Raw genomic sequence first — 24,577 nt, forward strand, 5'->3', positions numbered from 1 at the left:
CATGGTAATAAGGGGCAAAAAAAGAAGTATGTCTTCTTCATTGTTCATAATAATAAGGTATATGGATCAAAATAATGAACAATCATATTTAGGAAAAGGATGGAGTTTTCCTCCTTCTTTCGATCAAAATAAGAAAGAAGTTGATATAGTACTGGGAGTAAAAGATATTGAACAAAGTTTGCAGATACTATTATCTACAAGACCAGGTGAACGTTTGTTACGGCCAAGTTTTGGGTGCAATTTGGATATTATGTTGTTTGAACCTGTTACCACAACTTTGATTACCCTGGTGAGAGATATGGTTAGAAAAGCAATTTTGTTTTACGAAGCAAGAATTGATGTAAACGAAATAGACATTAATACCGAAAATTTGAATGCAGGAATCATTTTGATAGATATAGATTATACTATTAGAAGTACAAATTCAAGATTCAATTTTGTCTATCCATTTTATCTAGAAGAAGCTATTGATATTTCAAGAATATGATTTGTAATAATAAATCCATACGAGACGGGACTAATCAATTAGAACGCCAATCCAGATTTTTGAAAGAAGGATATGTGTTGATTGATGAACGATCACAGTTAGATCTACTAGATTTTATGTATCGTTTTTCTATAGAGCTTACATATTATGATCTAAATAATCAAATTATAGGAGATTGGCAATCGATCTTAGAGGGAATCTCTGATATTAAAGATCTGACGACTCTAGAAAATCAAGATATACCTCCACATATTGGTTTGTTGATTGTGTTAACACAGCTTTATACTTATGTTCAAAATGAAATCAATACAATTACTCAAAAACATTTAGACTACTACTATGAAGAAGTTCTAAAAATACAACCCAAAAAAGCCATTCCTGATCAAGTTCAATTGGTTTTAGATTTGGCAAAGAGTAACAGTTTTGATGAATTTTTGTTGAAAAAGAATACTGCGTTTAATGCAGGGAAAGATATAGATGGAAACTCTTTGATATATGAGTCAGATAAAGAATCTGTGATTTCTAGGGCACAAATTCAAAGTATTAAAACCATTTATTTAGATGAGGTAAAAAACAATACTGTTATACGAGTAGCGCCATTTGCAAACTCAAAAGATGGAATAGGAGAACCCTTAGATGAAAGCATTTCGTTCTGGCCATCATTTGGTGAATCTCAGAATAAGCTTGCTATTGAAAAGCGCACAATGACTGATGCGGGTATTGGATTTGCTATAAGCAGTTTTACCTTTCTATTAAAAGAAGGCGAGCGTGATATTACCTTAGATATTAATCTTTCACCTGATTCGGATTTCTCAAATATTAATTCACTTAACAATAGTTTTACTATATACTACAGTGGTGAAAAAGGTTGGGAAGAACCAATATCATATGTTGCAGATATTTCCTTGTTAGAGAGGCAGTTAAAGTTGGAGATTAAAATAAATAATGATCAACCTGCTTTCACTTTTTACAATTCTGAAATACATGAAGAATCATATCCTACACAATCTCCATTGCTAAAGATATTTTTAAAGCCAGGTTCACCAGGGTACGATGCTTTAAAAGACCTGAAAGTAGATTCTGTTGACATTAATGTAGCTGTAAGCGGATTAAAAAACAATATACTTCAGAGTGATATTGGAGTTTTAAATCCGGAAAGTCCTTTTCTCCCCTTTGGTCCTCAACCTTTGGTGAATAGCAGTTTTTACATCGGAAATGCTGAAATTTTTAGGAAGAGACTTTCTTCATTAACCATAGAGTTATTATGGCACGATATACCAGATGCTCAATTTGTAAATCATTATTCGCAATACGGTATTAGTGACGATTTTGGTAATAATAGTTTTATTTCAGATATATCTTTATTATTAAATAAGTCATGGGATAATTTGCTTAAGGTAAGAGAGCCTTTATTCAATTTGGATGATGCTAATCTTCCCAGAATTATTGAAGTAGAAGCAGCTCAATTTAATGTAAATATAGCTTATGAAGACGCTCCCTCTGTAGAAGATTTAGAACCCTATACTACTCAAGCAGAAAGAGGGTTTATAAAAATTGAGTTGTTAGATTTAAGGAATGTTGAACCATTTAAAGCTTTTGGACATAAGGATTTTCCACAATTATACACAGAACAGGCAATTGCTTTAGCAACATACGACCCTATAGAACCGGGTAACCCTCCCCAACCTGTTCTACCTAATCAACCCTATACACCAACGATAAAAGAACTTACTCTTGGTTACACTGCGAACAAGACTATTGTTACCAATGCTCAAAGCGAGTATGATAACCTATTTCAGATTGGACCATTTGGTTTTCGACAATTGGATGCTCAATTTCATAGAGAACTAGTACCAATATTTGAAGAAGAAGGAAGTTTAATTATAGGATTAGATAATTTTTCCCCTCCTCAAACACTTAATCTATTATTTGATATAGAAGAAGGAACAGCAAAACGATCTGTGATCCTTCCCCCAGAAAATATCTCCTGGAATTATCTTTCTCAAGAAACTTGGATTCCATTATCTCCACAAGAAATCTTGACTGACGGTACTTCTGGCTTTAAACAATCTGGAATTGTTTCTTTAGTTATTCCAAGAAATGCTACCAATACCGATAGTTTTCTATCAGGTAATTTATTCTGGATAAAAGCAACAATATCTGAAGCTGCCGAAGGAGCTAATAAACTTAAAAATATATATTCTAATGCAGTTAATGCTACATTGAAAATTGAAGATGAGAATTATGATGCTCATCTTAATGAACCTTTACCAGCAGAAAGTATTTCAAACTTATTAAACCGAGTAAAGGAAATAAAAAAAGTCGAACAACCTTTAAAATCTGTCGATGGTTTTCCTAATGAACCAACTCCTTCATATACAGCACGTGTAGCAGAAAGACTTAGGCATAAGAATAGATCTATTCAACTTTGGGATTATGAGCGTATGATTTTAGAAGCTTTCCCAAATATTTATAAAGTTAAATGTCTTGCTCATACCGATAGTAATTCGACTACCGAAGCAGGTTCTGTGACATTAATTGTAGTATCAAACCTTCGAAATAAAGACACTATCAACCCTTTTGAACCTAATACAAGTCAATTAACTTTAGATGAAATCAAAAGCTTTGTAGAACTCTATATTTCTCCTTTTGTAAAAGTTAATATAGAACTCCCTATATATGAAAGTATACTTGTAGATGCCAAAATAGGCTTTAATTCAGGTTTTGATCCAGGGTTTTATAGCAATCTGCTAAATGAAGAATTAAAGCAATTCTTATCGCCATGGGCATTTGTTGAAGGAGTAGATATTGAAATTGGTGGGGCTATTTACAAATCTTCTATCCTTCAATTCATAGAGAGTAAAAATTACGTTGATTATGTGGTCGATTTCGAATTGTACCACAAACATTTAGGGGGATCAGAACCGGGATTGGGAGAATTAATTATTGAAGAAAATTTTGAGATATCGCCCGACATAATTTTAGGAATACAAGATATGACGATTAACTCCAATTTTATAATTGGCAGTGATGTGAATGTGGCATGTGCAACAAGCCCACGTTCCATTTTAGTTTCGGCATTAGATCATCGAATACAACCATTAAGACCCGATGAGTATCAATGCTCAGGAGCTTCATCTTTAGGCATAGGATTTATGACCATAGATGTAGATTTTATTATCAATGATGAAAACAGTAGTAATTAATTAGTAAAGATCATGACACAGCGAAGTAGAACTTATCTTTTTGAAGGCCCTTTTTCTAATGGGGAACGGCCAGATCAAAATGCTTTTAATGATGTATGGGATTCGTTTATCAATTATGAAGATGATCCTATAAGTATTGAAGATAGTAATTATGTATTTGACAATGCGATACGAATAGGAAGTACAAATGATGATACCAACGGTACAATACGTTTTTTTGGAGGTGTTTTCGAATTTAGAGAAGGAAATAATTGGCGCCCGTTGGGAGATCCTGGTTCTGGAGGAGTATTTGCTCCGATTTCGAATGGCCCAAATGTGGCTTATAATGGCGGAAATGTTGGTATCGGAACAGGTGATGTTACACCTACAGATTATTTGTTTGAAGTGAGAATTGGTGTAAATAATGGCGTAACAAATCAAGTGAGGCTAGGAAGTGCAGTAATTCATGACAGATCAACTGGTACTTCGGCAGATCGTGCTCATTTTAGTCATTTTGAAAGAGCAAATGATACCGAATATGCGCTGCGACAGAGAGCCGATGGAGATGTAAATATTAACGCTCCTTTAACCGAAGTCATTCGGTTTACTCAAAATGGAAACCTGGTTAGAATGCAAATTGAAGACGACACAGGGAATGTTGTCATTGGAGGAACTGTGAGCAATACAAATCAGAATAATCATCCTAATGCCAACCTTTTTACGAATGGAGAAATAGTGATGGTAAATGGATCTGAAGTAATAAACATAAGAGAAGTATTAAATGAATTGGATTCCCGGGTAAGTGCACTTGGGGGATAAAAATTACAAGATAACCTAATAAAGCAACCATGAATTCAGAAAACACAATGAAATCAGTCGAACAAAAAAAAATTCACTTGTCCTTATCACTGGGATCAATCAATCAAATATTAGCAGCTTTAGGCTCTATGCCATATATACAGGTATATGAACTTATTCAAAATATAAAGGTTCAAACAGAATTAGCTCTCAATGATCATAAGGTACAGTCTGATAAAGAAATGAATGAATATGAACACAAAACAGCAAATTCTTAAATCTCCAATATTAAAAAAGGGAGAAGATTTTTCGTTTTTACGACAAGAGGGGATTCGACTTCTCCAGCAATATTCGGGAACCACCTGGACAGATCATAACATACATGATCCAGGGATCACCCTATTGGAAGCTTTTTGTTTTGCACTTACCGAACTTTCGCTAAAAGCCGACCTTGATATTAAAGATATTTTGGCTAGTAGCCAACAAAATTCTTCTAATGTACTATTTGGTGCTGAAGAAATTTTACCAGTTCATCCTACCACAATTAAAGATTATCGAAAAGTATTAATCGATACCGAAGGTGTTAGAAATGCTTGGTTTATTCCATTGTCTATTGGGGAGACTAATAATATTAATGGTTTGTATGATGTATTATTAGAATTGGATGAAGATGATACATTAGGTGATATTAATAGTAGTATCATCGAAAAAAATATTACTATCAATATCGGAAGTGGAGATCAAGATTTTACTATTGGTGTGTTTTTTCCTTTTTGGGACGAAGAAGGTGCAAATGCTTTTCAGGAAATATTTACTACTATAGATAATATTACCAGTCCGGGATCTGCCAGTATTATATTAACACCTCCTTCAGGAGAAGAAAATGATTACTCGGCAGAATTAGAAATAACCTATAATACTATTTCGACTACTTCATTTACTGTTATCATATCTGTAAACCCATCAATTGGTACAGATCCTATAGAAACTACTGCTGTCGAAAATGAAATTATTGCCCTTTTGTCTAATACCGGTAACGACTCCTTCATTGATTTATTTAACAGAAAAGTAGTAGCGGCCTCAACCATTGAAAATAGTATTTGGGAGAAATTGAGAGCTCATCGCAACTTAGGGGAAGATATACAAGATATAAAGGCCGTTAGAATTCAAGAGATTGGTATAGATGTTAGTATTGAAGTTTTGAAAACATTAAATCTCGAAAAATATCTGGCTTCGGTTTTATTTGAGCTTGAAAATTTCTTTAGACCTCCAATACTTTTTACATCTCTCAACGATTTAGAAACCAAAAAAATCTCTTACGAAAACATTTTTGAGGGGCCTTTATTAGCAAATGGTTTTCTAGACGATGCCGTACTCAATGACTTGTCGAGAGGAGTTGCTGATAGTCGAAATAGTACTGTATATATATCAGATTTAGTTAATCTTTTTATTAAAACTGCTCTAAAAAATTCTACAGCAATAACAAATATTATCGAAAATCAGGTGATTGCAATTTCTAATATTACTATTTCTAATTACCGAAACAACAAGATAGTAGAAGAAAAGGTTACTGATTGTTTGGTACTTGCAGAGTCAGAACTGGTTAAACCCAGATTCAGTTTTAATAAATCTAACATACAATTTTATAGTGGAAGAGTCGAATTAGACTACAATTACGATTTGGTGATTAGCTTATTAGATGAATTAAGAACAACGCTTCAAACTTCTAATACGATATCTAATCTTCCATCTATTCCGTCTGGTGAATCTTTAGCTACATTATCAGACTATTATTCTATTCAACATGAATTCCCTGCCGCCTTTGGTTTAGGAAAAAATGTATTATCTAATACCTATTCAGAAGAACATAGAGCAAAAGTAGAACAGTTTAGGGCGTATCTAACGATAATCGATCAATTACTCGCGAGTTATTCAAATCAATTATATCATATTAATGATCTATTCTCCATAGATACCAATGTTACTAATACTTATTTTAAAAATCCGCTATATGATATTCCTTACTATGAAAGATTACTCGTTGATTTTTTAAATAGCGGACAAAGTTGGGAAGATTTTAAAAATGACCTTTCAAATGATTATCAACAAGCTTTAGATGAGATCTTCGAGTCTAATACTATTTTTCTAGATCGTAGAAACCGTTTCCTCGATCATTTAATGGCAAGATTTGGAGCTTCTTTAGAACATTATATTTCTTTCAGATATGAAGAAAACTCTTTGATGGTTGATAATTCATCACAACTTGATTTAAGACAACTTGAAATAGCTCATGACCTCATTTTAGATAAGATTAACTACCTGAGTGTATTCCCCGAGCAGAGTAAAAATCGGTTTATGGCTTTAAATTATAGTGAAGAGGCTTGGGATACAGGAAATACATCAGGATTATCTAAACGATTGCTTAGTGCGCTGGGTTTAAGAAACCTGAATAGAAGAACTTTACATAATGAAGTAGATAATTTCATACAGATTGTTCCTGACGGCCCTGATTTTATTTTTGAAATTATTGATAGTAATAGTGATGTGATATTACGGAGTGTGGGTAATTATCCCAATGCTTTAGATGCGCAAAATGAAGCTAGAGAAACTATACGACAAGCTATTGATAGAGATCATTATTCTGCAGAACCCCAGGGTGTATCTCCTGTAACATATGTAATAGGATTTCAACCAGAATCCGGAAATTTACCGACCTATGTAGCGACTTCGCCTCTTCCTTCTACAAATGACGAATTTGCTGCAAGAACTAACATAAGACACATCATCAGAGAACTAAAAGAAATTGGAAGTGGAGTATATATTGTAGAACATATTCTTTTACGACCCAACGAGGGAGATACAATCGATTTAGAAATTCCGATAAATGAAACCAATAATGTTTCTAATCCATATTCTATGAGAATTAGTAGTATTCTTCCCTCTGGATTTGAAAGAGATTTTGCTGTAGAAATGGAACCAATACCTTCAATTCCTGCACAATTTCAAAATGAAAAATTTCGAAACCTTATCGTGAAACAGATTAATGAAGAAACTCCTGCTCATATACTGACAGGCATATACTGGCTAGATATCAATACCGGTGTTGAAAATGCAAATACACCTTCTCTAAACAATTTTACAGCTCGGTGGAGAGCATGGCTTGAAGCTAAAGAAGATGCGTCAACACCAATAAATGTCCTTAGCGATAGAAGGAGTGAATTAATTACAGTACTGAATGAAATTTATCAAATATCTGCATAAATGAAACCATACGATAACATAATAAGACAGTTGTTTTTTGATATTAATGTCAATGGGAATACTTCTTCCGTTTCATTAAGCGAAGATGTTACTCAATATTGCACAACAGAATTATGTAATGCTATCGAAAAAAAGATTCAGAAATATTACAGTGATGAATATGTATTCATTGATAGCTTAGAAATTGATTTAGGGAATATATCGTTTACAAACTGGGAAAACGTTTTGAAAGAAAGATTAGATTTTGCTTTACAGGAACAACTTAAAAAAAGCTTCTTATTACAAAAGGATTCCAAAACTATTTCTTCTTTTTCCACGAATACTTCACATAAACCTGAACATGTTTTAGCAGATAAGATTAGTAGAATAGTAGGCACAAATAAGGTAGACAAACTTTCACAATTATCAAGAAGAAAAAATCATATAGATGTTCTTGAGAATGCTTTCATGTTCTATTTTGAAAAAGGATACTTTCCATGGTGGTTTGATTTGAATGTGTTACCACAAATTGGTAAGAAATATATACATCAATTAGATGTGAAAAAGACTAAAAAACTTGTCTCCATACTTCAAAAAACACCCAATACTCGTATACGGTTTCTAACTACTTTTCAGGATGAGGAAATAGCCTTTGTTTTAAGTACTATGGGAGTGTCAAAAGAGATACCTCTAGATCATTCACCACTATACAAAGTTTTTGAAAAAACTGTCTTTCAAAAGGATGAGGAAAAGGAATTTAGAATTGTATTTTGGGAGACTATTATTATACACCATGATCTCATTAAGAAAACTGTAAAAAAACCTGAAATACAGTTTTTAAAATACTTTCTTTCAAATACTTTCTTTCGAAAAAAGAAATTTTTAAGAAATTTCCGTTCAGATAAAATAGTCCACTTTTTCTTAAATGAAATACAAGGAATATGGCCTCAAGTTCCGATCTCAAAATTTAAAGAAGAAATAGCCTCAATTCTCTTAAAGGATAACGAAACTGAAAATGTGAAGATAGATTTGAGTTCAGCTCACTTTACCAATCCAAACACAAATAGAAATGTAAAAACTTCTGAACAGGAAAAAACTACTGATAATTTATATAGAGCTAACAGAGAAGAAGAATATTTAAGTGGAGAGAGAGAAGTGCAAAATAATGTACCAGAATCAACTTTAAGAATAGAAGAGGAAGAAGGAGTATATGTACACTATGCCGGAATAGCACTTTTATATCCTTTTTTAGGATCTTTTTTTAAGAATCTGTCATTGTTAGAAAATAACAATTGGAAAACCGAGTCATCTGCCCAAAAGGCAATTCGACTTCTTGCATTTCTCAGTACAGGAAATACGGGGTACATAGAATATGAGTGTGTATTGTTCAAACATTTATGTGGTTTACCATGGGATACGGTTATGGATCACCGAATAGAGCTCAACTCCTTTGAATTGAATGAGGCAAGAAGCTTACTAAAATCAGTTATTCAACATTGGGATGCACTTAAAAACACCTCTGTCGATGGTTTAAGAGAAGGATTTATCAATAGATCTGGCAAACTCCTAAAAACCGAAACAGGCTGGCAACTTTATGTGGAGCAAAAAGCTCAGGATATCTTGCTACAACATCTACCATGGGGAATTGGAATGGTAAAATTCCCTTGGATGAAAGAACTCTTACAAATCAACTGGATTTAAAATTTTACTCATAATTAAAACTTTATATATGAAACCGACACTAAAATTTATTAAAAATATTGTAATCATTCTTATCATGAGCTTTATGATGCCCTATCATTTTTTTGGGCAAGAAGATATTCCTTTTAGTCCGGGAACCGATGTTCTTGAAACAGCCAATACTTATGGTGTTGGTGATGCTGCATTTGATCTTACAATTACTCCTGGAGGGTTAGGTATAGGCAACATAGTAATTTGGACAAACGTAGATGCTACTACTCTCAATGGTAGCGGGCTCAAAATGGTAGTCGGAGGAGAGGATCCTTTTGTATCTCCGGATTTAGAAGTAACTGTAGATGGTACTGCAGAAATCCTTCATGTAGTTCCCGACCCAACAGTCACTCTAACTACAATTGTTGAAGATTCTTACACCATATTTTTGGAGTTTGAAAGCGGAGGCGACACTAGTGAAATTGAAGTGATTATACCCGTTCGTAAACCTGTTTCAGCAGCTTTTGTGTTAGATAGATCAGGGAGTATGGGGAATCCGCCACATGATGGAGCCGGAACTATCACAAGAATGGATATTCTTCAAACTGCAGCCAATTTATTTGTGAATAAATTAGATGCTTTTAAAGTTCCAGGAGATTCAGTTGCACTTACATATTTCGAAACCACAGTAGATACTCCTCCTCCTGGATTTGGAGCTTCTTTTACAGATATCGATGGAAATGCTTCTAATTTCACGAATGAAATCATAGCATTAACTCCAGGTGGGTGGACGGCAATGGGTGATGGTTTATTATCAGGAAAAAACAAACTTTCTACAACCGCAGCTCATAGTCGACAACTTATTTTTCTATTTACAGATGGAGAGCAGAACCGTGGAGATGAAGTTGTTGATGGTGGTCCAGATATAGGAGAAGAAACCGATAGCGGAGAATCTTTAAATAATAGTGATGATTCCATCCATATAATTACCATTGCTACTGGAGCAGCCGCAATGGGAGCTCCTGCAAGCCTTTTAGAGGAGATAGCCACAAAAAATACTCCTACGGGAGCTACCGCTCGTTTTTTCTTATTACAAGAAGAGGTTAATGCGGGAGGAGATGGAAGCGATTTTAATACTACAACAGGCATAGCAAATTTCTTTGACGCCGGATTCGAGAATATGCTAGAAGGGAATAGTCCTCAAACTGTTGGTGTGGAAAACGGTAGGGTTCCTAGAGTTATTGATTCTACTTCAGGTTCTCCAACTTCAGCACCTGTACATAATTTTGAAATTAATGACAATATCGATAAGATTCTTTTCGAACTCATCACACCAGATCAGGAACCTTTTTTCACGGTAGAAAAAGATGGGGTATCGGTAACAGGTAGTTGTAATGATGAATCAGCAATTAAATACATCTTTGGTCCGAATAATGGGACTAATAGCCTTCTAGGTATTATTGACTTAAAAAAGTATGCTGGATGCGCTGCTTTGCCTCAAACATCTAAAGGAACTTGGACGGTAAGAGTACGATCAGGAACTGGAGGAGGAAAACCATATCAAATTAAAGCGCAGGTAGATGATCATCGTTTAGATTATGATTATAATATAGAAGCTGATGATTTCAAAGTAGGAGATCAATTGCGCATATTCACAGAGCTCAGTTATAGAAAGAAACCTATTCTAGATGCCAATGTTTCAGTACTGGTTTTCAAACCTGGAGAAGATCTTGGCGATTTACTGGCTAGAGCTCAGGTAAAACTCGATGTTAATGATAGTGTAGATGTAGGATCTATAGGATATGAGAAATTATTAGCTCTTTTAGAACAAAATCCAGACTTGATAGATTCTTTAAACCTGGGAGAAAATGTAGTGAATCTCTCACATTCTGGGGATGGAAAATATGAAGGAACATTCTCAGATACCAATGTATCTGGAGTATATCAAACTATTGCTCAAATATCTGCATCTAATGACTCTATAGGAAAAATTAACCGTCTAACAAGACGTACTGTGTACTTAAGATTTGGAGATCCCGATCCCGATCCGAATGTATCTCCCCAGCAAGTCACTCAAATCGGAGATAATAAATTTCAATTACAATATGCTCCAAAATATAAAGTGGGGAATAAGCAACGTTTCGTAGGACCAGGTTTTGCAAATGGAATTAGTATTAAAGGTAACGATGTCGCTAATGTGAATACACTTGATAATGGAGATGGAAGTTATACTATAACTTTTGACGCAATTAATGGTAATAATGATCCAGATATATCTATAAGTGTCTCAGATGTAAAAGTTTATAAAGGGAGCGCTCTTGGTTTTGGGAAATCACAAGATTGTAATACCCTTTGCGAAGTTCAAAATTGGCTCGAGGATACATTTGGTATCCCCGGTTGGTTAGCATTTATTATAGCCTTGTTAATTCTGCTGATTCTCTGGATACTTAATAAAAAGTTCAAAAAACCTAAAAAATAAATTCAAATTTCAACTTAGTATTGAATAGATATGGCTATCACAAGTACATCACATGACTCTTCGGCAACTTCTGCTGCTAATCAGCATCATAGAAGTGTAAAAGAGTCACGTGGTGTTGCTACTGTAGAAGCCGCGGATCATTCTAAATCTGAAAGCCAGACTAAGGCAGAGAATACTACTTTTTTCCAACCAAAACTTCAGGTTAACAAAATCAATGATCCATTTGAAGTAGAAGCAGATCGTGTTGCTGATGAGGTAACACAATCTATTTATACTGGTGGAGAGGGATTTTCTCCTCCAGCGGCACCTCCTGCTTCTGGGGATGCGGGAACTAATATCCAGCGGTTAGCCTTTTTTCAGCGTAAACCAGCTTTTGAAAGTCCAACAGAATTGGATTTGAATACTGCTAGCAACCCAGAAGCAGAAGTACAACGATCAGCCACAGCAGAATCAATTACTACTACGCCTCCACCTCCAACTACTCATCATCAGGAAGAAGATATTGCAGAGACTGAAACTGGAGAGATTCAACGCAAAGTTAATCTGAGTGAAATGGCAGAAGGGCAGCATACAAATTCTGATTTTGAATCTAAATTGCATGCCAGCAAAGGAGGAGGGACCTCAATGTCTCGAAAAACAAGAACACAAATGGAATCTGCCTTTGGAGCAGATTTTAGCAATGTGAGAATTCATACCGATTCTGATGCAGAAGGGATGAGTAATCAGGTGCAAGCACATGCATTTACTCATGGTCGCGATATTTATTTTAATAAAGGAACATATCAGCCAGAACAAAAAGAAGGTACAAGATTATTGGCTCATGAATTGACCCATGTAGTACAGCAGGGTGCAGCTACCAAAAATTCAGTACAACGAAGTGCCAACGTTCAGGTCAATCAAAGTGCTCCTGCTATGGTACAGAGAGGTGTGATCTCAAGAGCGCGTAATTGGGCGGCAGACAAAGCAAATAATATCCCTGGGTATTCGATGTTAACGGTCATTTTAGGATTTAACCCTATTAATGGACAAGATGTCCCTCGTAATGCTGCAAATATCTTTAGGGGCATCATGGGCTTTTTACCAGGAGGAAATATGATCTGGGAGGCACTTAACAACCATGGTATATTCGACAAAGTAGGAAATTGGATTGTACAACAACTGGATACTCTTGGAGATATTGGAGCTTCTATTGTAAGTGCTTTTAGAGAATTTGTTGGTTCTCTGGGGATAACAGATATAGCCAGATTGGGAAGTTTATGGCGTAGGGCGAAACGTATTTTTACATCGCCAATTACTATGCTAATTAACTTTGTTAAGGGATTAGTTTCAGATATTTTAGAATTCATCAAAGAAGCAATTCTTAGACCTTTAGCAAGTCTTGCAGAGGGGACAAATGGTTGGGATTTGCTTATTGCTGTTCTTGGTACAAATCCTATTACAGGAGATGCTGTTCCGCGAACGGCCGAGACTCTTATTGGTGGCTTTATGAAGTTAATCGGTCAGGAAGAAATTTGGGAAAATATCAAAAAAGGAAATGCTATTGCACGAGCCTGGGCATGGTTCCAGGGAGCTATGGGTCAATTAATTGCCTTGGTAACCAGTATTCCTACTCGATTTATAAACGCGTTAAAATCATTAACCATAGTAGACTTGGTAGTAGTACCCAGAGCCTTTGCCAAAATAGCATTAGTCTTCGCCACTTTTGTAGTAGATTTTGTTTCCTGGGCGGGAAATGCAATGTGGGAACTTTTGAAAATCATCTTTTCGGTGGTCGCCCCTGGAGCTATGCCATTCCTTGAACGAGCAGGAGGTGCTATTCAGTCTATTTTTGAGAACCCTATGGCCTTTTTAGGCAATTTGGTACAGGCCGGAAAAATGGGCTTTCAAATGTTTAAAGATAATATCGGTAGTATTTTAAGGGAGGTGCTAATCGATTGGTTGACAGGGACTTTGGCCGGTGCAGGTGTTTATATTCCTACTGGTCTTGATTTTGTAGAGATTTTGAAATTCGTATTATCCGTATTGGGTCTTACCTGGGAGAATATGAGAGCCAAATTAGTAGAGCATTTGGGTGAAGGGCCAGTTACTGTTCTGGAGGAAGGTTTTGAGCTGATTCAATTATTAGTGACCGAAGGTCCTGCTGCAGCTTGGGAGAAAATTATGGAACATATTACGACACTCAAGGATACGGTGATTGGTGAAATCATCTCCTGGGTAACCCAGACAGTGGTTACAAAGGCAGTAGCAAAGTTAGTAAGTATGTTCATTCCTGGGGCAGGATTTATTCAAGCCATTCTGGCTATTTGGGGAGCTATTCAAGTATTTATTCAGCGTATTCAAAAAATTATTCAGGTAGGAGTCGCTTTTATGAACTCTATTGCCGATATCGTAGCAGGAAACCTGGTACCTGCCGCTACAAAGGTAGTCAACACCATGAAAGGAATCTTGGTATTAGCAGTAAGCTTTTTGGCTGAATTTGTTGGACTAGGTAAAATAGGAGATGCCTTGCAAAATATCTTAAAAAAGATCAGGGATCCTATCGATAAGGCACTTGATAAGATGATTTTATGGGTTAAAAATAAAGCCAAAAGTTTCTTAAAAGGTAAGGATGATGAGAAGCATGGTCAGATTGCGAATGCAGCATCAAATGAATTAAAAGAAGGTGGTGGAGAATTTGGTAGTTATGAAGAATTAAGAACAGCTAAACAAGCACAGGCTAGAGGAATTGAACAAACGTATCAAGGACAGTTGAAAGATGGTATTGCTATATCCATTACTTTTACAGAACCTACTTCTGATATAGAAGACGAGGACTTAGATTTTGATATAACAATTGCCCCAAACACTACTAAGAAAAAAGGAGCTATCCCCATAAAACCTGGAACTACTGATATCTCAGTAGAACGTAGTACATTTAGGGTATCAACTAAATGGACTTTGATGGAGCAAGATCCTGATAGCCATAAAAAGCATGTAAGCGGAAGAGGACCAAGATTGCGAAGGAATCTGGATCGTAGACATATTATCTCTTCTCAGTCAATGGCGGCTCATTATGAATCTGCATTGAATGGTAAAAAATGGAGCACATCGAAGAGAAAACTTAACTCGAAGAAACCCGTTGCTGACCCTCTAGGAAATGAAACAATTCAAGCGGCTGCACAAGCTTTACATCGTGATTTCTTTAATGATGTTGAAAACTTATTTGTTGGAGACGCTTCAGAAAATCGTTCAATTGGTTCCGCAAATGATATACCAGATGATTGGTCACAACGAACCTGGAGAAAACATAAAAGTTATATTAAGGCTAATTATGCATTAGATAATAGTTTCAACGTATAAAACACAAAATTATGAATAGTGAAAACATAGGTTATGAAAATGGTTTAAAAGCCCTTAAACAAGTTGAAGTGTTTCTTGCTCAAGTAGGATGGGAACCGCAACAAACTGATATAGAAGAGGTACTATTGGTGGATTTTGAATCAGAAAATATTCCTATAGCCAATGCACATTTTGATGTGCGTGTTGATTATGAACGTTTTCTCTGCTATTTCAATTTCAAGGATATAGCTGGTGAAGAACAACGTAAATATGTAATGGAATTTATTACATTGGCAAACTTCGACCTTGTAATTGGAAACTTTGAGCTTAATTTAAATACTGGTCAAGTACGTTTTAAATCAAGCGTGGATTTTACTCAACTTGAACTTAATAATACCTTTATTCGAAATACAATAAAGTGCGCAATGGATGTCGTAGAAGTTTATGGCGAGGCATTAGTTGAGGTTATTAACGGTACAAAAGAACCTATGAGAGCTTTTCAAGAAGCTGGTGTTGGATTGACGAATAGTAACGAAAAAGGGAAATTTAATTTAGAATGAATAAGAAATCATTTGGATCTCATAAAAACACAAAACAATGAAAAAAATAAGACCAAGAAAACCAAACAAGAACAAAAAGGAAGAAAGCGATGCTTTTTTTTCGAATGCAGAAAATAAAGCAAAAGAAAGTTCTGGAAGTGATAGTTTTTTCCAGGCTAAACTTGAAATAGGTGATCCCAGCAGTCCTTTTGAGAAGGAAGCTGATGCTATGGCTGATCATGTACTACAACAAAATAACGAGAAAGTACCTGGTGATGCTTTTGGAAAACAATCGGTACAACGGCAAGCAGAAGAAGAGGAACCTGCAGCTAAACGTATTCAAAGACAAGCAGAAGAGGAAGAGCCTGCTGCAAAACGTATCCAAAGACAAGCAGAAGAAGAGGAACCCGCAGCCAAACGTATTCAAAGACAAGCAGAAGAAGAGGAGCCTGCTGCAAAACGTATTCAACGACAAGCAGAGGAAGAGGAACCCGCAGCTAAACGTATTCAACGACAAGCAGAGGAAGAAGAACCTGCTGCGAAACAAATTCAACTGCAGGCAGAAGAAGAGGAGCCTGCTGCAAAACGTATTCAACGACAAACAGAGGAAGAAGAACCTGCTACAAAACAAATTCAAAGGAAAACGGATGATGAGGCAACTCAAGCCAAAGGAGAATCTAAAGAAAAAAAAGGGAAGAAAACAGAGGCTAATGCTATGGAATCTGTAGAAGCCATGATTCAGGAAACCAAAGGACAAGGTATACCGCTTCCTGAAGAGATAAAAGCAGAACTGGAGGCCGAAATGAAAGCAGATTTCACCAATGTTCGTATTCATACTGATGAAAAAGCTATCGAGCTCTCGGCGATGTTAAACGCACAAGCATTTACCCATGGATATGATATTTATTTTAATATGGGCAAATATGATCCTTATTCCAGAAGTGGGAAACATTTATTAGTACATGAATTAACACATGTTGTTCAGCAAAAAGGATAACCGTTTATGATCACTACAGAAATCAATACTTCTTTAGAATATGCCTTAACAGGTCTTAAGACGCTATTGCTAAGTAGTTTAAAGTCTTTTGAGACCAATGAGCGCTTAGAACTAGAATCTTGGGATATCACTTCATGGTCTGCTTCTCTATTACCACATTTACCTGTTAAAAAGATTAGTGATGAAGAATTGGTGATTATTACTTTGGCGTTGGCACCTCATATCCGACCTCATTATTTTGATCGACTTATTCAAAGTGTATATCCTAATGGTGGAGGATTTCCTCATTTAGGAGGGATTAGAGGAAAAGGACATCGAGGGTTTTTACCATCGGGAGAGACAGCACTCTTTCTTTTGGCGGGTGAAAACCTTGAATATCGATTTCGGATTCAGCAGCTTTTTTCTCCAGAGCACTGGTTTGCAAAAAAACAAGTGATTCGTTTGGCGGAGCCTGAAAGAAATGAACCGGCTATGAGCGGACAACTTATTCTGGATCAGGAATTTATTGACAAAATAACATTAGGTCGTATAACCAGTCCTAGTTTTAGCACAGAATTTCCTGCTGCCAAAATTACAACAGAACAGCATTGGAATGATTTAATTTTACCTAGTTCGACTTCACTTCAAATTCAGGATATTCTTATCTGGTTAAAATATAAACATGCCTTATTCGAAGGGTTAGAAATGCGTAAAAAACTAAAACCTGGATATAGAGCATTGTTTCATGGCCCACCAGGTACAGGAAAAACTTTAACCGCTAATTTATTAGGAAAACACACGAATAGAGATGTATATCGAGTGGACCTTTCTTCTGTGGTATCTAAATATATAGGTGAAACAGAAAAAAATCTTGCAAATCTTTTTAATAAAGCAGAAAATAAGGATTGGATTCTCTTTTTTGATGAAGCAGATGCGTTATTTGGAAGACGTACACAGGTACAAAACTCTCATGATAGATATGCCAATCAAGAAGTTGCATATTTACTTCAGCGAGTAGAAACATACAAGGGATTGATCATATTGGCTTCTAATTTTAGGAGTAATATAGACGAAGCTTTCGTTCGTCGTTTTCAATCAATTATTCATTTCCCGATGCCAAGAACGCAAGAGCGTTTGAGTTTATGGCAGAATGCTTTTCCCAATAAACTTATACTGGACAAGGATATAGACCTTAAACAACTTGCCCAAAAATTTGAATTGACTGGTGCAGATATTATGAATGTAGTGCAGTATGTTTGTCTTAATGTATTGGCCAAAGAAAGTCATGTAATCTCATATAAAGATATAACAGAAGGTATAAAAAGAGAGTTTGTTAAGTCTGGTAAATTCAGTTAATAATAAAAAAATAGATTCTATACAGTTAAAGAAGAAGTAACCGCTATAGAAGAGATGAATTGTGTTGTGAAATACAAAAGTTATTATTAGTTATACCCTAAAAATTACCTGTGAAGACGATCTAAGATTTCCATTACTTCGATTTTTTTGCGAACAGATACAGGTATATTCTCTCCATTTTTAAGCATAAGATATCCTCCGTCGGTTTTTATAAACGCACTAATGCATTGTAGGTTAACCAAGTGACTTTGGTGTACTCTCAAAAACTGATAACTCTTAAGCATGTCAGCAAAGTATTTTAATGTTTTGGTTACAAATATTTTTTGCCCATCTTGAAGATAGAAGATTGTATTATTACTATCAGATTCACAGCGAATAATATCGTCCAGATTTACAATAATGATTTTATCCAGAGTATGTAATGATATTTTATCGGGTTTTTGTTCTGGAGCAGATAACGTATCTTTAAGAATATTAAGGCGTTCTTTATTGGGTTGTATTTGCTCTTTGGCTCTTGCAATAGCTTGAGCTAACTCTTCATTTGAATATGGTTTTAATACATAATCTATAGCTGCAAATTTGAATGCTCGAATGGCAAATTCATCACTGGCAGTAACAAAAATTATTTTTGATTTTAAATCAGGAAATATTTCTAAGATATCAAAACCAGTACCATCACCAAGCATGATGTCTAAAAATAGAATATCTGGTTGTGTATTGCGTAATGATTTTGCCGCTTCAACAACACTTTGTGCCGTATCGACTACTTCTATTTCAGGATGATTTGATTTTAGATCACTTTTCAAAAGTTGAAGTGCATCTGGCATGTCTTCTACAATAATGGCTGTAAGCATAATAGTTTTAATAGTCGGTTTGTAATGGTATTTTAAATGCAATCTCGGTTCCTGCTACAGAATTTCCGTTTTGCATAATTTCTCTTATATTTAAAGAATCTTTTCCAGAAATTGACTCTAATCGCTCTCTGGTTACTGTTAGAGCCATTGATTGGTGATCTGTTTTGGTTTTTGCTTTTTGCGATTGAAAAATACCTTGCCCGTTATCTAATACAGTACAATGTAAAAACTCTTCAGTAGTATGAAACTGTACTTTTAATTCTCCATCTCTGCTTCCTTTTAATATCCCATGTCTAACCGCATTTTCCACAAAAGGCTGAATTAACATAGGCGGAATTAGAATTTCTTCTGGGTCTAAATCAGAATCAACTACAATATCATATGTAAATGGTTTACTAGCCATTAGCTGTTCTATTTCGACATAATGTTTGAGCGTTTGTATTTCCTGATCTAAAGTAATATAATCTTTTCTCGAATTATATAAAGTTTCTCTTAATAAAGTAGCAAATGTGTTAATGGTATTATTCATACGATTAGGATTACTGGTTCCCATTGCTTTTATACCATTAAGTGCATTAAATATAAAATGTGGGTTCATTTGTAATCGTAATGCTTTTTGTTCTAAAGAAAGTAGGTGGTTCTTCATTTCTAAGCGATTACGCTCCTCTTTGTTTTTTTGTTTCACACGCCGAACGTATGATAATGCATAGCCTCCTATAAATAATATGATCATCGCCAAAACAGCTAATTGAAACCAGCCTTTTTCATAAATGGGGCTATCAATAAAAAATTGAAAAGCAATAGGTTCACTTTCTTCCCATCGATAATTTCTGGATTGTGCTGTAAAAGCATGTGAACCATAGGCTAATCCAGCAAGATTTTGCCTATGATCAGATGACCATGGACTCCATTCAGAATTATTTAATCTCCAACGATATTCGACGTCATTAGGATGATCCAGATCAATTGTTTTATAGCTAAAAGATAATTCTGTTTGATTTGGAGTGAGTTTTAGAATGTGGTTACTATTGGCCCAAACACTTAATCGTATAGAATCCACACTACGGTAAGCGACTTCTACTTCTTCAAAATATAAACTTGGCTTGATAGTGGCTTTAGTAGTTCCGGTAGGTTGGTATTTGGTTAACCCATAAATCGCTCCAAACCATAGGTTTCCTTGTTCATCCTTGGTAACAGCATTGAGACAGGTTTCTATACCTAAAAAACCATCGTTTCGACCAAAATGAAAGATGTCTACAATATCATTTGATTGATTTAGTTCTATTCTGTCCACTCCACGTTCGCTTCCAGCCCACAGATTATCTTTATCATCAAATATAATTTGATAAATATTATCAGAATATGGCTTTTTTCTACCTTTTAATTTTTTAAATGCAATATCACCATCCAAATCAGACCACCAAATTCCTCTTCCGGCTGTTCCTATGTAAATCGTATTTTTATGAAAAAGAATTGAACTTATTGCGGTCGCTTGTTTTAAAACATTGCCTAAATGAGTAACCTTATTCTTCTTAATGTATCCTAAGTGTCCGTTTTGAGTTGCATACCAAATTTTACCGGTCGAATCTTGTTTCATATCTCTGATATGGAGATCATTTATGCCGTTCTTTCCTGAAAATTTTTTTAATGATAGGATACGTTTTTTCTCAGAATCATAGGTGAACCTAGATATTCCAGCAGAATACGATGCCACCCATATAGTATTATCAATGACTTCGATTGCTCTTATCCAATTTGATGGTAATCCTTTATCAGTATCAATAATATGATTTTTGATGACAGTTTTTACAATTGTATCTGTAGTTATAATTGGATCTTTATCTGCTTCTATATTTTGTATAGTATCTGTAAAAACACTATCAACCTGACTTATCTTTTTAAAAAGAATTCCTTTACCTTCTGTACCAGCCCAAATATTACCATAAATATCACTGGTGATAGTTTTAATTTTTACTTCGGATAATTGTTCTTCCTGGGGAATATTATGAATTCCTAAGGAGTCGATTTGCACTAATCCTACCTCTGAATTAGATGCCCAAATACCATTTTTTGCATTATGAACGGCATATACTCGATTTCCTTTTAAGCCGGTATTTTTATCATAATGAACAAAGTTATTTTGAAAATATTTATAAAATCCACCACCAGATGTTGCTATCCAAATATTAGATTGACGATCTAAAATACTTTTTCTTGTATGGGATACAGCTAAACCATTTTTTCGGTTGATTTTCTTTTTTTCTCTGTATTTTTCAGAATCTATTATTGTAATTCCATCGTTGTCTGTAGAAAACCATAATTCACCATCATTATGCACAGAAATATTAGTTACACGAACGGGTTTTTGAATCCAATGATTTCCATAGGTCTTTGCATTGGTATTGAGGACTAAAATCCCTTGATTAAAAGCTGCAGCAAAAACTTTATTATTATGAAAAATAGCTGCAGTAAAATCGTAAGCGCTATGCCGTTCTATAATACCGGCATTTTGCTTGATATCATTTAATTTCCAGAGTCCCTTATTGGTCGCAACCCAAAATAGTCTACCATCAAATACAATATCATTAATGATACTGGTATTGATTTTGGTATTGAGGTTTATTTTGATTAACCCTAGACTTTTACGATACTCATAAATACCAATATTAGTGGCCAAGTAGATTTTATCTTCTATTAAGCATATTTTATTGATACGAGGCCCTTCAAGATTAGTAAATCTATTTTTTGTTTTAATGCTAAGCCCGTTTTTTGTACCAATAAATAGACTATCGTTTACAAAAGCCAAGGAGTGAATGTAGTTAGATTGTAATCCGTCATTTTCATTCCAGATCTTAAATTCATCGCCATTAAATCTACAAAGACCACCTCCCTGAGTTCCTAGCCAAAGATATCCAATTTCATCCTGTATAATATCGTAGACTTGTGATTGAGATAACCCATCTTCTAATGTATATGCTCTAAGTTGATTGTTTTGTGCAGATAACGAGCTGATAAAATTAAATATCAGAAAAAAGATAAGGTAGGTGAATAAACGGTTTGTGTTCACAAAAGATTGATCTGGTTAATAGCAAATATAATCAAACTGTTTTTTTGGTCTGGGGTGTAATTAATTTAAATGTAAAAAAACCGACACCACCTGTTAAGGTGGGTCGGTATAATAAACAAAAGTTTCCCCCTTTTTGTTTATCAGATTGAGATTACCGTTAGGATTTAATTAATACCCAGTAATAGCGGTTGTCTTTGAATCTTGAACAACACCGTTATTCCAGGCAAAGCTTTGTTTTAGGTTTACGTATTTAATATCTTTTACTGTTTCTTTATAAAATGTTTGTGTTTCTAGGATATTACCTTTAATACCGTATTCTTGGTTAGGAAATATATATTGAAAATCTGTATCAGAATTTTCACAGTATACATTTCTAAGTTCAGGAAGCGCTACAATTGTATTATCTTCTTTAACCATATAATAATATGCTTCTACATGTGCACAACATGCCAAGTATTCAATCTCCATCTTAATCACCTCAGAGATCCCTTCTAGTCCAGGGTTCTCTAAGGTGGTTATGAAGATATCCTCAAAAAGTTCTGTGTCCTCAATTGTAAGGGTAGATATTTTTTGTGAATCATCTTCTGAACGAACCAGATTAATAACATATGAGGGGTGTTCTTGATCCTGATTCATAATTTCAGTAGTTACCAAAAAATTCTGGGTTTCTGCAAAACCTTGCTGAGCGTTAACAAATTGAAAACTTTGGAATAGAATAATGATTATGGCAACATTTTTCATAACAGCTTATTTTGAGGTTGGCTATTTGATGATAAAAGTAGTTCCTTAAGTTGTTTTAAAAGATACGGTTTTAGTATTCGTAACGATCTAATTAGAATTCGTTTTGTGCAGAATAATTCTTAAGTTTTAAAAAATTAAAAAAACAAACTTTGATAATATACTCATATGATGTATTTGAATTGTTTTATAATGATACTATACTTTAAAATCAGATTTTCAGCGTCTATTTTGTTAAATTATATGTACTTATAACTTGAGGTTGATTAGGCAATTTTTTGTATCTTCAATCATGCTTGGTGCTATCTTTTTAATAGAGTTTAAGATGTTGTTTCGGTTAATTTGTGGTGATTTTTTATTAGGTAATAACAATAATTGTTTTGTTTTTTGGGAAATGAAAAAATAAATAAATATAGATTTATTGAGTTAGAGTATTAAGAGAAAAACATGAAAAATGAAAACAATACAGTATCGCTCACGTGGGCAGGATGTTCATTATTTAGAAGAGATTTTAACAAAACTAGGATACAAAGTATTTGTATCCAACTTTTTTGGAAAAGATACCGATTTGGCAGTGAAGAACTTCCAGAGTGAGCATAATCTTGTTGTCGATGGCATTGTAGGGCTCAAAACATGGTCAAAACTTATAGAAGTAAAAAAAGATTTAACTGCGTTTAATGATAAATTTTTATCAGAACAGGATACAAAAGATTTTGCAAAACAATTTGGTTTAGAACTTGCAATGGTAAAAGCGGTTAATGAAATAGAAAGTAATGGAAAAGGGTTTTTGGTCTGCGGTAGACCAAGAATTTTATTCGAAGGTCATATATTTTGGAGGCAGCTAGACAAGAGAGGAGTAAATCCATCTCAATATGTTTCAGAAAGAACCAAGGATGTATTGTATAAAAAATGGACTAAAATTCATTATAGAGGAGGCCCTGGTGAATATGATCGCTTAGAAAAAGCAGCAGGAATATCTGATCTATCAGCTTTTCATGAAGCTGCGTATAGTGCTGCTTCATGGGGGGCATTTCAGATCATGGGATTTCATTATTCATCCTTAGGGTATTCGTCTATAGATCAATTTGTTTCAACTATGTATGAGCATGAAAGAGAACATCTTAAAGCATTTGGTAAATTTATAGAAATTACTCCTTTTAAGGGTAAAAAACTCATAGATTGGATTAAAGAAAAGAATTGGGCAAGATTTGCAGAAGGGTATAATGGCCCTGGTTATAAAAAGAATAAGTACGATGTGAAATTAAAGAATGCTTATCTAAAATATAGGAGTAATGAGTAGCACTTATAAAAATAAAAATTAAAAAAAATATTAAGGTTTTTATATTTTTGCTCTTATGATCGATAACCTTGAAAACGAATTTTTTGGGATTGGAATTCAAAACGGAAAAACACCAGAGAACCTTGGAGTACTTTGGCGTTCTGCACAAAATATGGGTGCAAGTTTTATTTTTACCATTGGTAACCGATATGCAAAACAAGCCAGCGATACCCACAATGCGGTAAAGTCAATGCCTTACTTTCACTATGATACCTTTGACGACTTCTATCATCATTTACCTAAAGGAGCTATGTTGATTGGAGTAGAACTTACTGATAAAGCAGAACCATTAGAGACATTTAAGCACCCAAAACGATGCGTATATTTATTAGGCGCAGAAGATCATGGATTATCAAAAAAAGCTATTGAAAAATCCAGATTTATTGTCAAATTTAGATCAGAGTTAAGCCTCAATGTTGCTGTAGCAGGAAGCATAGTTATGTATGATAGAGGAATTAATAAACCAAGATTTATTAGAGCCTCAGAATGAATTTTGACAGAAGTATAATTCTTTATATTCGAAATACAAT

At 34.7% G+C, this 24,577-nt stretch carries 16 protein-coding genes; 13 read left to right on the top strand and 3 right to left on the bottom strand.

What is annotated here, in order from left to right; all coding sequences use genetic code 11:
• The first annotated feature begins 61 nt into the window (after window positions 1–61).
• The 11 genes from PQF96_RS25645 to PQF96_RS25695 are packed head-to-tail and all read left to right on the top strand — an operon-like array spanning window position 62 to window position 18,049.
• A complete protein-coding gene (locus PQF96_RS25645) occupies window positions 62–487 on the top strand; it encodes a GPW/gp25 family protein (protein ID WP_109433906.1) in 426 nt (141 codons plus the stop codon).
• Window positions 484–3,693, top strand: coding sequence for a baseplate J/gp47 family protein (locus tag PQF96_RS25650; RefSeq protein WP_271769651.1), 3,210 nt, complete (start codon window positions 484–486; stop codon window positions 3,691–3,693). The genes PQF96_RS25645 and PQF96_RS25650 overlap by 4 nt, the downstream gene beginning before the upstream one ends.
• 12 nt (window positions 3,694–3,705) lie before the next feature.
• Entirely contained in the window at window positions 3,706–4,491 is a 786-nt protein-coding gene (locus tag PQF96_RS25655; RefSeq protein WP_109433904.1) for a hypothetical protein, read from the top strand.
• A gap of 29 nt (window positions 4,492–4,520) precedes the next feature.
• Window positions 4,521–4,748: a hypothetical protein gene (locus tag PQF96_RS25660; protein WP_143915694.1), complete on the top strand. Its 228-nt coding sequence runs from the start codon at window positions 4,521–4,523 to the stop codon at window positions 4,746–4,748.
• Window positions 4,723–7,731, top strand: a complete 3,009-nt coding sequence (locus PQF96_RS25665; RefSeq protein WP_271769653.1) for a hypothetical protein — start codon at window positions 4,723–4,725, stop codon at window positions 7,729–7,731. The genes PQF96_RS25660 and PQF96_RS25665 overlap by 26 nt, the downstream gene beginning before the upstream one ends.
• A complete protein-coding gene (locus tag PQF96_RS25670) occupies window positions 7,732–9,411 on the top strand; it encodes a contractile injection system tape measure protein (RefSeq protein WP_271769656.1) in 1,680 nt (559 codons plus the stop codon).
• 28 nt (window positions 9,412–9,439) lie between these two features.
• Complete coding sequence (locus PQF96_RS25675; RefSeq protein WP_271769660.1) at window positions 9,440–11,860, top strand: vWA domain-containing protein; 2,421 nt, start codon at window positions 9,440–9,442, stop codon at window positions 11,858–11,860.
• Window positions 11,861–11,890: 30 nt separating this feature from the next.
• On the top strand, window positions 11,891–15,199 hold the full coding sequence (locus tag PQF96_RS25680) for an eCIS core domain-containing protein (RefSeq protein ID WP_271769661.1): 3,309 nt from the start codon (window positions 11,891–11,893) through the stop codon (window positions 15,197–15,199).
• A gap of 11 nt (window positions 15,200–15,210) precedes the next feature.
• On the top strand, window positions 15,211–15,738 hold the full coding sequence (locus PQF96_RS25685; protein WP_271769663.1) for a YbjN domain-containing protein: 528 nt from the start codon (window positions 15,211–15,213) through the stop codon (window positions 15,736–15,738).
• A 37-nt stretch (window positions 15,739–15,775) separates the two neighbouring features.
• A complete protein-coding gene (locus PQF96_RS25690; protein WP_271769666.1) occupies window positions 15,776–16,714 on the top strand; it encodes an eCIS core domain-containing protein in 939 nt (312 codons plus the stop codon).
• A 6-nt stretch (window positions 16,715–16,720) separates the two neighbouring features.
• The gene (locus tag PQF96_RS25695) at window positions 16,721–18,049 is read left to right on the top strand and encodes an ATP-binding protein (protein ID WP_143915700.1); all 1,329 of its coding nucleotides are present in this window, start codon (window positions 16,721–16,723) and stop codon (window positions 18,047–18,049) included.
• A 104-nt stretch (window positions 18,050–18,153) separates the two neighbouring features.
• Here PQF96_RS25695 and PQF96_RS25700 read toward each other — a convergent pair whose 3' ends face one another.
• From PQF96_RS25700 to PQF96_RS25710, 3 genes are all read right to left on the bottom strand, one after another.
• A complete protein-coding gene (locus tag PQF96_RS25700; protein ID WP_109433896.1) occupies window positions 18,154–18,903 on the bottom strand; it encodes a LytR/AlgR family response regulator transcription factor in 750 nt (249 codons plus the stop codon).
• A 7-nt stretch (window positions 18,904–18,910) separates the two neighbouring features.
• Window positions 18,911–21,970 (bottom strand): sensor histidine kinase, encoded by a 3,060-nt coding sequence (locus tag PQF96_RS25705; protein ID WP_271769669.1) that lies wholly within the window; start codon window positions 21,968–21,970, stop codon window positions 18,911–18,913.
• A 168-nt stretch (window positions 21,971–22,138) separates the two neighbouring features.
• Complete coding sequence (locus PQF96_RS25710; protein WP_109433894.1) at window positions 22,139–22,711, bottom strand: hypothetical protein; 573 nt, start codon at window positions 22,709–22,711, stop codon at window positions 22,139–22,141.
• Window positions 22,712–23,162: 451 nt separating this feature from the next.
• On the opposite strand from PQF96_RS25710, the gene PQF96_RS25715 reads away from it, so the two are divergent.
• A complete protein-coding gene (locus PQF96_RS25715; protein ID WP_271769672.1) occupies window positions 23,163–24,008 on the top strand; it encodes an N-acetylmuramidase family protein in 846 nt (281 codons plus the stop codon).
• Window positions 24,009–24,063: 55 nt separating this feature from the next.
• Window positions 24,064–24,537 (top strand): RNA methyltransferase, encoded by a 474-nt coding sequence (locus PQF96_RS25720; protein WP_271769674.1) that lies wholly within the window; start codon window positions 24,064–24,066, stop codon window positions 24,535–24,537.
• The last annotated feature ends 40 nt before the right edge of the window (window positions 24,538–24,577 follow it).

The sequence above is a fragment of the Aquimarina algiphila genome (genome assembly GCF_947494415.1).
In the GTDB taxonomy this organism is placed as follows: Bacteria; Bacteroidota; Bacteroidia; order Flavobacteriales; family Flavobacteriaceae; genus Aquimarina; species Aquimarina algiphila.